8 protein-coding genes are annotated in these 13,262 nt (G+C 33.8%); 7 read left to right on the plus strand and 1 reads right to left on the minus strand.

Going from position 1 to position 13,262, the window contains the following annotated elements; translation table 11 throughout:
* Positions 1 to 264 precede the first annotated feature (264 nt).
* From ABIB30_RS01105 to ABIB30_RS01135, 7 genes are all read left to right on the plus strand, one after another.
* Positions 265 to 2,640, plus strand: a complete 2,376-nt coding sequence (locus ABIB30_RS01105) for a TonB-dependent receptor domain-containing protein (protein WP_354298898.1) — start codon at positions 265 to 267, stop codon at positions 2,638 to 2,640.
* Positions 2,641 to 2,723: 83 nt separating this feature from the next.
* Positions 2,724 to 2,912, plus strand: a complete 189-nt coding sequence (locus ABIB30_RS01110) for a class I lanthipeptide (RefSeq protein WP_354298899.1) — start codon at positions 2,724 to 2,726, stop codon at positions 2,910 to 2,912.
* A 115-nt stretch (positions 2,913 to 3,027) separates the two neighbouring features.
* Positions 3,028 to 6,120 carry a lantibiotic dehydratase gene (locus ABIB30_RS01115; protein ID WP_354298900.1) on the plus strand — a complete coding sequence of 1,031 codons (3,093 nt, stop codon included), beginning with the start codon at positions 3,028 to 3,030 and terminating at the stop codon, positions 6,118 to 6,120.
* Positions 6,107 to 7,333: a lanthionine synthetase LanC family protein gene (locus ABIB30_RS01120; protein WP_354298901.1), complete on the plus strand. Its 1,227-nt coding sequence runs from the start codon at positions 6,107 to 6,109 to the stop codon at positions 7,331 to 7,333. The genes ABIB30_RS01115 and ABIB30_RS01120 overlap by 14 nt, the downstream gene beginning before the upstream one ends.
* A 7-nt stretch (positions 7,334 to 7,340) precedes the next feature.
* The gene (locus ABIB30_RS01125; protein ID WP_354298902.1) at positions 7,341 to 9,545 is read left to right on the plus strand and encodes a peptidase domain-containing ABC transporter; all 2,205 of its coding nucleotides are present in this window, start codon (positions 7,341 to 7,343) and stop codon (positions 9,543 to 9,545) included.
* 128 nt (positions 9,546 to 9,673) lie between these two features.
* On the plus strand, positions 9,674 to 10,777 hold the full coding sequence (locus ABIB30_RS01130) for a hypothetical protein (protein WP_354298903.1): 1,104 nt from the start codon (positions 9,674 to 9,676) through the stop codon (positions 10,775 to 10,777).
* Positions 10,778 to 11,006: 229 nt separating this feature from the next.
* A complete protein-coding gene (locus ABIB30_RS01135; protein ID WP_354298904.1) occupies positions 11,007 to 11,633 on the plus strand; it encodes a flavin reductase family protein in 627 nt (208 codons plus the stop codon).
* Positions 11,634 to 11,687: 54 nt separating this feature from the next.
* Here the strand turns inward: ABIB30_RS01135 and ABIB30_RS01140 are convergent, their stop codons facing one another.
* Positions 11,688 to 13,220, minus strand: coding sequence for a DUF2931 family protein (locus tag ABIB30_RS01140; RefSeq protein WP_354298905.1), 1,533 nt, complete (start codon positions 13,218 to 13,220; stop codon positions 11,688 to 11,690).
* Between the last annotated feature and the right edge of the window lie 42 nt (positions 13,221 to 13,262).

Raw genomic sequence — 13,262 nt, forward strand, 5'->3', positions numbered from 1 at the left:
ATATTGATGGATTTCTATTTTTTTTAATATGAATTATTGATTAATAAAAATATATAATATTGAAAATAAATTTCAATGAATCATGAAAATAATTGAAATTAAACCCATAAAAAAAATAAAATTATTAATATAAATCAGTCTGTTAATGATAAATGATAATAATTTTCATTTTTTTTACTTATCTCATAATTAATCAAAAAAAAATTGTAATATTGAATAAATAGAAACATTTCTCTATGCAGATAAAGTTATTACCAAATAAGTATGAAAACGGCAAATAAAATATATTTATTTATAATTGTCCTCACTTTATGGTGTGATTTTGCTTATGCACAACATCAGTATATATTAAAAGGGAACATACTTAATAAAAGCAACTTACCTGTTGAATTCCTTAAAGTTAGCTTACTGATAAATGACACAATTCCGGTAAAAAAATCAGTAACTGATAAATTTGGGTCATTTTCTTTTAAAGTAGAACAAGGTAATTACATCTTATTAATTGAACAATTTAAGAATGAATTTATTAAAAGAACAATTCATTTAAATGCTGACACTGATTTAGGTAAACTGCAAATTGACGAGTTTGTTCAGTTGGATGGGGTACAGATTACAGCAGGTAAGAAAATGATTGAGCGCAAAGTGGATAGATTGGTTTTCAATGTTGAGAATTCCATTGCTTCACAGGGGATGAGTGGAATTGATGCTTTAAGAAATACCCCATTAATCAGGATTCAAAATGAAAATATATCCATTGTGGGAAAGGGCAATGTGTTGGTAATGATCAATGAGCGGATGCTTAATCTTTCACAGAGTGAATTAACGGCATATCTACAATCGCTTCGTTCAGATGATATAGCTAAAATAGAGGTAATTACTACTCCTCCTTCAAAATATGAAGCTCAGGGTAATAGCGGATTGATAAACATCATATTAAAGAAAAATCCAAATCTCGGTTGGAGTGGAAATGTAAATGGATTTTATCAAAAAACAAGTTATTATGGATTTGGTTTTGGCAGTACACTCAATTATCAATCGAAAAAGATAAGTACTTCCCTTAAACTCCGTCAATACGATCAATCCTATAAGCCGACAGGAACACGTAACCTGATAGGTACGGATAACAGTATCTATACCAGCGAGACAAGGAAAGACCACCCAAATGCAATAGGTCTTAATTATAGCCTGGATTATAAGATAAATGAAAAACAAAATATCGGCATCATTTATGACTTCAATAAAAGTCATAACAATATGGATGCTAATGGAGCGAGTACCTATCAATATCATGGAGCTATAGACTCGACACTCAGTACAGTTCAGCAGCAAAGATGGAGAACTCCAACTCATACCCTTAATACGTATTATGATTTTAAACTAGACACGCTGGGGAAAAAACTTAGTATAACAGCAAATTACCTCAGCAATGCTCCCGATAAAGTAAACGATTTCAATACATTGAATAATTTTACAAGTAATGAATCTAATGTCCGGAATAGCAGTCATATGGAATATAATATCTATTCAGGACAGGCAGATCTTACACTTCCCTACAAATGGGGCAATATTGAAACTGGAATTAAATATACTTCATTTGATAATAAGTCTACTGTTGAATATTACAATCTTATTGGATCTGATTACATAATTGAACCTGTTAATAGTAGTGTTTTTCATTACAAAGAACATAACTATGCAGCCTATTTAAGTATTCAAAAGGATTTCAATGAAAAATGGTCTGCGAAAGCAGGTCTGAGGTACGAATATACCAAGCTTAATGGTACAACGCCCGGGTCACTGAATGATATTGCTAAAGATGAATATGGGAGGCTATTTCCGACAGCATATATCAGATACAAGGCTAATGATGCTCACACGTTTACTCTTAGCTACTCCAAAAGAATAGAACGCCCAGGTTTTCAGGTTCTTAATCCTTTCAGATGGTATACAAACCCCTACATGTACTTCACAGGTACACCTTCGTTATCCCCTTCTTTTAATGATAACATCGAGTTAACTTATACTTTAAAAAGCAAGTTTAGTGCAACTCTTTACAATCAGTATAACAAAGATGGACTTTCAAATATTGCCCGTCTTATTGATGGCTTTTATACCAATTTGATTGAAAATGCCTATAATGAAAATAAAACCGGACTGCAATTAAGTTATAATGAAACTTTTTTCAATGTATGGGAAACATCAGTGAGCGCGACTGGAACATACACGGCCACCAAACCCATTATTCTGGAGGCTGAAAGGCTCAGGATATCCTCTTTTTCTTATTCCATATATAACACGATCAATTTGAACAAAGCAAAAACATGGTCTGTGTTATTGAATTTCTGGCATGACCTGCCCTATGTATATTCCAACATAAAAATTAAAACCCAAATGAACTTTTCTCCTGGCATCAAAACGTCACTGCTTGACAGGAAGTTGAATATCAGCGCAACGGTAAGTGACCTTTTCAGAACATTGACAAGTGAAGGATATTCATATAATGCAGGTTATCGTAATGAATTTTACAATTACTTTGATCAACGAAGATTCAATTTAAGCCTCAATTATTCTTTTGGGAATAAGAAGGTAAAGGGGGCTGGCAAGAGTATCAAATTTGAGGAGAAATCAAGAGCAAATTAAATAATATAAAAAGATACGCGCGTGTAGGAGGAACTCGAAAATCCTTTAAGAGAGTAGAGATTAAACTTTAAAACTACAAAATCATGGACCAAAAATTCAGCAAATTGCAATTAAACAAAAAAACAATTGCAAAATTAAACGAAGCTCAGTTAAGTACTGTAAAAGGTGGTAATAAATCAATATCACCAGTAAAAGAAGGTGATTGTACAACCACTTCAACAACCAATAATTGTACTACGACTTCAACAACTGGAGCTACTAACCAATTATAAGCCCCTGAAACCATCCCAATTGAGAAATTGGGATGGTTTCCCTTTTATTCAGCCAATAGTTTTCCATGGAATTTATTGGTTTTTCTAAAGAACTACTCACCTATAACATAAGAAATTGAAACTAAACACGCTGATTCCCACCAACTTCTTTGTTGTCCGAATATCAACCCTGCCATTAGCCAATATGCAACATCTGAATGATGCGATGATGGCACAAGATATTAATGAAGTCAAAAAATACTTTAGTGAAACAATTTTCCTCAATGCCTTATACTTTGCTTCAAGAACATTCTATTACATCACATTGAATTGGCTGGATAATAGCAAAACTATCTTCGATCCATCTGACCGGGTTCTGCAGAGCTTATACAAATATTATTCCCGGATGTGTACAAGATGCACACCTTATGGTCTATTCGCGGCATTTGCATCGGGAAATATGCGCCACGGGGAAACTGATATACTATTAAAGAGCGGTCACCTTCTTCTGAAGGTCCGGACGGATGTGTTATTTCTCAGAAAATTGAAAGACATTATTATAGCTGAAAACAATGATAATATTCCCTTTTTCCAAAATAACACGCTATATACAAGTGGAAAAAACTGGAGATATATCAGCTGGACTAAACGCTATGATTACGAGATTGCCGAAGTTCCATTGAATCCTATTTTGAACTCTATAATTGATCTATCTCAAAATGGCATTACAAAATCAGAGATCAGAAACTTTATTTTAAAAGAAATACCGGATATTGAGGACAGTGAAGTCATGGACTATATTGATTCCCTGATAGAAGGTAAAATATTAGTTGATAAATTACCTCCCTATATGACCAGTCTGGAAGATCCATTGTCTGAATTGGAAAAATATCTGCTCGAATATGGATATAAAACGGACTCTTTACAATCAATAAATAAGATTCAAAATAATATATATGATGTTTTTACTTCAAACATCATTGTTAAGGAAATCGAAAAAAAGGCTCATGAATTCACACAAATCATAGATGAGAACAGGCAGATCGTTCAAATTGATTCCATAGCAACATTGTCTCATAAATCTGTCAACCAGAATGTTACTTCACTATTATCTAAAAGAGCCGAAGAATTGATTCCATTAATAAGAAGTACTGTTAATCATAGACTTGTTAATTTTACCAATAGATTCAACAAAAAGTTTGAAATGAGGGAAGTGCCACTTGTTAAAGCTCTCGATCCAGATTTTGGAGTAGGATATGATTTTCAGGTTAGCGGTAATCTTGAAGAAACTCCATTATTGGAAGAAATCTATTTCACTTTTAAAGAAACAAACAATAATGAAAGTGTTGCCCCTATAGTTAAACTAGTTCTTGATAAATATGCCCATTGCTTTTCCTCTAATGCCTTTACTCCCATAGTTTTAACCGAACAAGATATAAAGCAGGCGAGCAGAAAACAGGACGTACCCCTTTCATTTGGATTTAACAATCATATATTTGGGTCATTTATCTGTAAATCACAAAGAGATGTCGATACTGGAAATTTTAAATTTCTTACCGTATCTCCTATTCCCACTCCACTTGCTAATATAGTGCTATCAAGATTCGCTTATCATGATGCTGAATTAACTGAAAATATAAAGAGAGTTACTGAAAAAGATTCCGAGAATACCATTTATGTAGAACTGCTTCATCATCGGGAAGATAGATTAGGAAATGTCCTGCAGCGTCCTAATTTTCATAATTATGAATTACCATATGCTTCGGAAAGTAAAAGTAATGATGACAGTGTTATACTGATCAGCGACATTTACATCCGTTTTGAAGATGGCAAGCTAAAGTTAAGATCAAAAAAGCTAAATAAAGAAATAAAACCAAAATTCACCAATGCTTACAATTATGGTGAGAATCAGTTGCCTATTATAAAATTTTTGGGAGATTTTCAATTCTATGGAGTCGATTTGGGATTTATATGGAATTGGGGATTTCTGGAAAAAAACAGCTTTCTTCCAAGAGTAGAATATAAAGAATTCATTTTGAAAGAGGCATGCTGGAGAATTGATATGGATAAGGATATGACTGTCGAAAAGTTAAGAAAGGTCATAAAAGATAAATATATTCCCCAATTATGTACTATCAAAGAAAGAGATAATGTTCTGGTTTTAGATACTAAAAATGATACTTGTCTGCATATCTTAACCAGACAGATTACTAAGGAAACGATTTACTTATATGAATACTTTGAACCACTTCAGGTACCCGACGAAAATGGTAAACTATTTGCATCTGAATTTATTTTTCCTTTTACTTCCAGGGAAGAAAATATTCCGTTGTCCAAAGAATTTACAGCGCAGCAAGAAACGAAAAAAAGAAAATATATTCCTGGCGACGAATGGAGTTTCTATAAAATCTACACAAGCCACAAATACGCTGACATTATCATAAAAGAAGTACTTGGTGACTATATCAATAGTTTCGAACAAGATGACGAAGAATGTCCCTGGTTTTTTCTTAGATTTCAGGATCCGGAATATCATGTGCGGTTCCGTATAAAGAAAAGAATTAATGAAGAAAGCCTGCAATATTTCAATAAACAGCTTTCAGATCTTATAGATAATGAAATTATCTCATCTTTTGAGATTGACACTTATAATCGTGAAATAGAGAGATACGGAGCAGAAAACATCGAATTGTCAGAGAGATTATTTCATTATGATAGCCTGGCGGTATTAGATTTTCTCAGAATTGATGATCTGACAGAAGATACAAGGTGGAAAATGGGCGTATTTTCACTTGATTTGCTTATGAACGATTTTCAAGTTTCACTTGAAGATAGAATTCGTTTATTTGAACATTTATATCAGACATTTATGCCTGAACATGTCGATATTTCAAATGCTGAATACGTACAAAAGTTTAAAAAATCAATTGATAAAAAATACAGAGAAAACAGAGATTATCTGGAATCCATCCTGCGGATAAAAGATTATACAGAAATAATGGAATTTATTGAGCCGTTTTTAAGAAGATCAGAAAATATAAGGGAATTGACCTCTTTAATAAAAGACACAAAATCTGATTCTTCATACATCACCTTACTGCAGGATTATGTTCATATGAATATGAACCGTGTTTTTTTAACAAAGGCCAGAATGCATGAATTCATCATCTACTTTTTCATGTTTAAAACCTATTATTCAATTAAACATAGAAATAATGAAGCAAAATGAGATTTCCGGCCTTCTTGATGGTATTATAAAAGAAATAGATGAGAACACCCCTATCTTTTCTGATGCATCGATTGAATATGGAAAGATGGGTGCATCCTTATTTTACTATTATTGCGAGAAGTATTTTGATGATCAGGAATTCTTAAAAAAAGGGGAATTGATGATTGAAGAATCAATCAATATCCTTTCAGACGTTTCTATTAACAATGAATATAAACCAAAATATAAAGGTGATTCAGTAGCTCAGACATTGTCAAGCTTTGGAAAAGGCCTTTTATTCATACAAAACAACTTTGATCACCACTATGATTTTTCAGAATATCATCTATATCTCACTGATGTTTTACATGAAACAGTTAAACAGGCGATTGATAGAAAGGATTTTGACTATTTTAGTGGAAGTCTGGCGGGAGGCTATTATTTCTTAAACAAATATAAACATGATAGAGATTCCTACTCGAAACAGGTTCTAAACGAAATTGTAACATCAATTATTAATAGTGCTATTGTTTATAATGAAAGAGAAGTCTACTGGACTTCCCCAACATATGATAATCAAATCTATCTGGGCTTATCACATGGCTCAGCTATGATTATTAATTTTCTAACAAAGACTTCATACTACGGAATATATGGAGAGAATTGTACAGATGTCAGAGAGGTTATGTATAAAGCGATTTCTTTTGTGATGAATAGAAAGAGAAATTTGATCAATGGTTTTTTTCCTTATAGATTTCCTCAGCCAGATTCTATAGTAGAAACTCAATTTTCCATGTGTTATGGAGATCTTGGGATATTATTTGCTGTTCACAATGCTATAAAACAATTTAAATTTCATGAGTTTACCCAAATAACCGAACAAATGCTAGTTGCTAGTTCTTTACGAAAACTAGACAGTTCGCATACACAAGATTCAAGTATTTTATATGGCTGTTCTGGCTTGTTTCATGTTTTTAGTGATCTTTTTAATAAGACCTCCAGCAATATCTATTATGAAACATCGCGTTATTGGTACAATCAGATACCTGATTATTGGACTCCCAATAAAAAAACTTTAGCTGGATTTCAATTTGAATACGAAGATAATTTGGAAATCCATCCGTCTGCCAAATATTCTTTTTTTTGGGGAATAGCTGGAATTGGAATTACACTTATGCATGGAAATAATAGAGAACTACCTATACTAAATGAATTATTATTAACAGGGATATAACCGATTTATGAAATTTACTCCTCAACACGATCAAATGGATTGCGGTCCGGCCTGTCTCGCGATGATTGCATCCAGCTATGGAAAGGATTTCAGTCTACAATATCTCCGTGATCAAAGTTTTATTACAAGGGAGGGTGTTTCACTTTTAGGCATAAAAGAAGCGGCAGACAAGATTGGGTTTGAATGTACAGCAGCAACATTAGAAATTGAAGACTTCGATAACCATATGCTGCCATGCATAATTCATTGGAATCAGAATCATTTTGTCGTTTTCTACAAAATAAAAAAAAGACGAATTACAGGTGAAAACATATACCAGTTGGCAGATCCCGGGCACGGGCTTATTAACTTATCTGAAGAGAAATTTAAAAAAGCATGGCTTTCTGATGGCAAAAAGGGTGTTGCTTTATTTCTTGAACCAACAGATGTTTTTTTTCAGCAGCAGCCTCCTGAAGAGGAAAACCTTTCGATTAAATACATGCTTCGTTATCTGCAGCCACACAAACATAATATATTTTGGTTATTCATGCTTTTACTTGCAGGAACGCTAATTACATTAGCATTCCCTCTTTTGACACAAATGCTCATAGATGATGGAGTGAATAAAAAAGATTTATCCTTGATTAGTTATATTCTACTTGCTCAACTAGCATTTTTCATAGGCAGTATAGTCACTGGAATTTTCCGAAACTGGATTATGCTCACTGTAGGGACAAAGATTAATATTCAAATTATTTCTGATTTTTTGAGAAAGCTATTGAAGCTCCCTATCAGGTTTTTTGATACAAAACTCTTAGGTGATTTTAATCAGCGTATCCAGGATCATGAGCGTATAGAGCAATTTCTTACCTCACAAAGCCTTTTAACACTTTTTTCAATGCTTACTTTTTCCGTTTTTTTTGCTGTGTTATGGTATTATGATTACAGAATTCTTGTTACATATGTGTTTTTAACCATTATATCTATTACCTGGTCTCTGTTCTGGATGCAAAAGAGAAAAGCATTAGATTACTTTAGGTTCCAGCGCCGAAGCGAAAATCAAGAATCTATTTATGAGATCATTAATGGAGTATCGGAAATGAAGCTTAACCAATTCGAAGACTTTCAACGCAGGCAATGGGAGCAGATACAGCTTAAATTATACAACATAAATATTCGAATATTAAAATTAGATCAAGTACAGCTATCCGGCTTTGAATTTATCAACCAGTTAAAAAATATTCTGGTTACTTTTCTTGCAGCTTCTTTTGTTATATCAGGCCACATGACCCTGGGGGCACTTCTTAGTGTCTCTTATATTATAGGGCAAATGAATACTCCAGTCAGTCAGCTAATCACATTTTTCCGTTCCTTACAAGATGCTAAATTAAGCTTGTCCAGACTTAATGAAGTTCAAAATCATCCCGAAGAGGAAAAATCTGATTTTAATGATTTGCAGTTTGATAACAATTCATTAACAGGCAATGGTATGCTGAAAGGCATCCGCCTGGCCAATATTTCTTTCCAATATGAAGGCCCTAAATCACCTTTTGTACTAAAAGATATTGACTTATTTATTCCTGAAGGGAAAGTTACAGCAGTTGTTGGTGCCAGTGGTAGTGGGAAAACTACCCTCATGAAACTGCTTTTAAGATTTTATGACCCCACGAATGGAAGTATTTTTTACAATGGGGATGATATTTTGAGTTTATCTCCCAAAAACATTCGTGAAAACTGTGGAGTAGTTATGCAGGACGGTTATATTTTTTCTGATACTATAGAAAGAAATATAGCAACTGGCGATCTGAATATTGATAACGACAGATTGGAACATGCTGCTGAAGTTGCCAATATAAAATCGTTTGTTAATGATTTGCCATTGGGTTACCATACCAAAATTGGAGCCTCTGGAAATGGAATTTCCGGAGGACAAAAACAGCGGATTTTAATTGCCAGGGCAGTATATAAAAATCCGCATTACATTTTTTTTGACGAGGCCACATCTGCGCTTGATGCTGAAAATGAAAAAATAATTCATGACAATTTACAAACCTTTTTTAAAGGTAAAACCGTTGTTATCATTGCTCACCGTCTTTCAACAGTGAAGAATGCTGATCATATCATTGTTCTAAAACATAGCGAAGTTGTTGAACAAGGTAGTCACCAGAGATTGGTTGAACAAAGAAAAGAATACTACAATCTGGTTAAAAACCAATTGGAACTTGGCAATTAGTGCCAGAAATCTTTATGTCCTGAAATTGCGAATTAATCCCCCTCTCATTTATTTTACAATAACCGATTAATCTTTTCAACAAATCCCAACTCTCAAAAATATAACACACCCTTATATTTTATCCTACTATGCCTCACTTTAAAAACATAGCTATAATCTTTTCACTTACACTATTATTGCTAATTAGCACTAAAACCAACAGTACCCCTGTTAAAAATGAAGATCCCAATAACACACTAAATCATCCCGTCACAATTAACTTACTCGTAAAAAAGAAAAATAATACCTCCAAAAGACTGATCCTTCCAATTGTGCAAATTGGATCAAAACGATTCAAACTAAACACCACATTTGATACCGGATCACAAGGACTCGTCCTTAACGCTTCCAGAGTGTTGCCCGCAGAAATGATCACACAAGATGGAATCACAATGAACGGTCAAAGCTCAATAACAATTAACGGGATTCGTATCACGGATATACAAGACTCATGCGCTTACGGTGCAATCAAAGAGAAAAAGCGTCGCTACTTCGGCCAGATCGCTTATGCAACAGTAACCTTAGGAGATGAATCCAATAATGTCACCACCAGGGAAATGCCTTTTTTGCTGGTCTACAAAGGAATAGTAATTTTTACACAACAACCAGCAAAAGTTGATCCAGTGAACGACGGCATTTGCGGAGTTCTCAGTTCCTACGTTTCTAACGATGATAACGCAACCTCACGTAAACAACTGAAAAGCCCTTTTGATTATGTCAGTTATTCAGGCGATTTACATGCAGGGATTGAATTGGATCCCATTAATGATTATATCTATGGGAATGTTAAAGATGGTATGTACCCTGTTCCGATGCTTAAAATAGGAATAACTGATAGAATGGAAAGTGGTCTCCACATCTATGAACAGAAAAGATTAAAGAATGGCTCCTATTCATCTACAGCAACGACAGATGTACAATGTAATGGTCTGGCTATAAAAACCAATGTATTGTTTGATACCGGAACACCTGGCTGTACCTATCTTTATAATCCTGCATTCACCAGTGTATCAGATGTTCAGCCCGGAACGGAAATGCAATTTAACCTAAAGGACTTTTCCTATAAATATTACGTTGATGCCCGGCATAAAACTGTTTCAGGTCCAGGAAACAGGACCATATTGCCACTTGTGTTCTTTAATGACCATCATTATCTGCTCGACTACCAAAATCATTTGATTTGCTTTTTATAAAAATAAAGGATGGCATGTATCTCTATTTTTGATGTTACATGTCATCTTTCTAAGCTGTTAAACAATCTTTAATACCATCTTTATACGCATAGGGAACCTCGTAAAACTTGTACATCATTGTCTCTAAAACTTTTCCATTTTTCAAGCACAACAATACATAGTTCAGTTTAGATTGAACTATATATTCAAGGAATGGCAGACATTTGTGAATAGTAAATTTTATTTCATTATGTACAAAACAGATAAATTCCCTTTTTTAACTATAAAACCCAAAATACTATATTTTGGTACTCCTGTAGCACTAATTACAACCATTGATAAAGAGAGAAAGGCAAATATTGGACCTATATCTTCTGTTTGGGCTTTAGGCTACAATTTACTTTTAGGACTAGGTTGTGATAGTAAAACTTACCAAAATATCATTGAAAATAAAGAATGTGTAGTCAACTTACCTTCTGCTGACCTATATGAAAACATTGAAAAGATTTCCAATTTAACAGGATTAAATCCTGTACCGGAAAGTAAAAGACACCAATATAGATATGAGGCAGATAAGTTTTCAGCAGGAAATTTTTCACCTATGGATGCTGAAATGGTTACTCCACCAGCACTAGCTAATTGTCCTATGCAATTAGAATGTATTTTGCAAAATTATTATATCATAGAGTATGGTGTTGACGGAATTCCTTTAATTGCTGCAGTACAAGTCAAAGTTATCAATGTAAGGGCTCATGAAAATTTAGTAATCAATCAAGATCATATTAATCCATCTGCATGGTCTCCACTTATATATAACTTCAGACATTATTATACACTTGGTAAAGAAATGGGTAAAAATTTCAGAGCAGAAATATAATAACTAGAAATGCAGATTAAAATAATATTGAAAATTATCTATTTATTCCATCCTTTAAAAACTCTTCCCATATTCCAGAATTTCAGTTTCTAAAAGCAGAAGCTGATTTTCTCCATTTTTCAGTATGGCTCTTCCAATTTTATTCTCTTTATCAATGCTAAATTCTATTTCAGCACGGGTGTTCTTTTTGACGTTAAAAAAGGTATTAAACTTTTTAAATACCTGCTCTTCATTAAAATCAAAATCTACAGCACAGCGATTGTCATTATTATCATACCACTTGATATATACATTTTCCGGTACACCACGCTTCTCATATACACTATTATGCAAACCTTCATCAAAGAACACAAAGCGCTCAGCGTTGTAAAAACTAAAATCCGCATCATAGACTTTTATTTCAGGTGATATTATAAATTTAGGACGCCAGTTATAACTTGTTGTTAGTTTATCCCAATACCCGTAAGGAATGGGTTTGTTTTTTGTAAGTTGCTGAGTTTTTGAAGGTACTATCAAGGTGTCAGTTAATACTTTTTTGCGCCATTTCTGATTAAACACGTCACCATATTCCATCTCATTCGTATCAGAGACCTTCTTTGCAATCACTATTTTTTCACCTTGATAGCAACCAATCTCCACTTTACGACGCCCATTACCAGTCGCCCAAACCACCAATACACCACCTGGCGCCAACCCCATCACAATGCAGTTATAGTTTTCCTCAACAATCCGTTTGCGTCTTTTCTCCGCATAAGGTTTGCTGAATAGTGTAAGCAACTTATTATAATCTACAGGGCTATTCACCCTGTAAAAAACATCTTCTACAAAAGAATACCAGGTAATATCTATTGCTTTGGGCAGCGACATTACTTGGGTACGAGTTTTAGTTCCTTCTGCCCCCCATTTCGCTTTGTAATTTACACCGTTGCCCTCACTAAAAGTAAATTGATAACCATCATCGTCTTGAAATATAAAACGACCTTTGTACAACTGCACAGGGTAGCCTGTCGGATTGCTCATTGAACCGTAGAATTCATATCTATCATCTTGTATATTACCCGTAATTTTTGCAACCTCTTTTTTTGTTGTATTATGATACTGTATGTCACTCGTTACACTGGATACCATCAGTGTCAAAATAATACATCCAATAAGAACAGGAATTAGTATTTTAGATGATTTAAGAGCCCAAACTATGATGATACTGCTAAAAAGAGTCAGGAAGATGCTCAGACTTAAAAATATAGGAAGCATTTCTGAAATGTTCCACCATAAGCCGGCATATAGCCTGTGTTCATAATCATCACCGATTGAATTCACAAATAACAGCACTGGCAAAAGCAGACTAAAAGCAAGATAAAACACAAAACCATAAAAAAGTTCGAGGAAGATATTTGGCTTTTGGAGAAAGTTTAGCTTTTTACGAATAAAGTTAAAATGAAAATAGAGCATGGTCATCAAAATAACATAGGGAGAACAGCAGAGTGCTGCAAAACCTAAGTTTAAATCAGCATTTTGTGTACCTAGCATACAAAACAAACTAAATACGGCGACAAGAATAGCGGAAATAACAGATTTTAAAGTCATAAAAATTTATTTGCTCAATCAAAGCTAATATGTTATTTCCTT

It is taken from the genome of Pedobacter sp. UYP1, assembly GCF_040547305.1.
Taxonomy (GTDB): domain Bacteria; phylum Bacteroidota; class Bacteroidia; order Sphingobacteriales; family Sphingobacteriaceae; genus Pedobacter.

Excerpts from the sequence above, each read along its gene's own strand:
- ABIB30_RS01135 (WP_354298904.1), top strand. The coding sequence starts at position 11,007 with ATGTACAAAACAGATAAATTCCCTTTTTTAACTATAAAACCCAAAATA.
- ABIB30_RS01130 (WP_354298903.1), top strand. The coding sequence starts at position 9,674 with ATGCCTCACTTTAAAAACATAGCTATAATCTTTTCACTTACACTATTA.
- ABIB30_RS01140 (WP_354298905.1), bottom strand. The coding sequence starts at position 13,220 with ATGACTTTAAAATCTGTTATTTCCGCTATTCTTGTCGCCGTATTTAGT.
- ABIB30_RS01125 (WP_354298902.1), top strand. The coding sequence starts at position 7,341 with ATGAAATTTACTCCTCAACACGATCAAATGGATTGCGGTCCGGCCTGT.
- ABIB30_RS01110 (WP_354298899.1), top strand. The coding sequence starts at position 2,724 with ATGGACCAAAAATTCAGCAAATTGCAATTAAACAAAAAAACAATTGCA.
- ABIB30_RS01105 (WP_354298898.1), top strand. The coding sequence starts at position 265 with ATGAAAACGGCAAATAAAATATATTTATTTATAATTGTCCTCACTTTA.
- ABIB30_RS01120 (WP_354298901.1), top strand. The coding sequence starts at position 6,107 with ATGAAGCAAAATGAGATTTCCGGCCTTCTTGATGGTATTATAAAAGAA.